This window comes from Paraburkholderia sp. SIMBA_027 (genome assembly GCF_046535315.1).
Taxonomy (GTDB): domain Bacteria; phylum Pseudomonadota; class Gammaproteobacteria; order Burkholderiales; family Burkholderiaceae; genus Paraburkholderia; species Paraburkholderia tropica.
This window is the reverse complement of the sequence record NZ_JAWRWY010000692.1, coordinates 1-268: the sequence shown is the minus strand read 5'-3', so window position 1 is coordinate 268 and position 268 is coordinate 1. Positions and strand designations below refer to the sequence as shown.

Below are 268 nucleotides of genomic sequence, written 5' to 3'. Positions count from 1 at the left end.
CAACATCCTTTGTAGTCGCAATCTCAATAATCGTTTCCATATGCGGCTCCCTTCTTGTCGCAAGAATCGCAATTAAAACGACGGTTTTTGCGACAGGCACGTGCGGAGAATGATATCTCCAGCAAGATACCCTCCCAAAACGCCCATCCCACAAGGGGATTCAGCACCAGTATCTATTTGAATTCCACATTTCGGCTTTTGGTATTCGCAAGGTGCGCGTTCGTCGGTCGCTGACCAGTCCGCAAAGGCATTCCTGATGCTGAGCGCC

At 50.0% G+C, this 268-nt stretch carries 1 protein-coding gene; it reads right to left on the bottom strand.

Annotation, left to right across the window (positions count from 1 at the left end; all coding sequences use genetic code 11):
• Positions 1-72 precede the first annotated feature (72 nt).
• On the bottom strand, positions 73-268 hold a 196-nt coding region (locus SB764_RS40795; RefSeq protein ID WP_410866868.1), incomplete at its 5' end, for a hypothetical protein.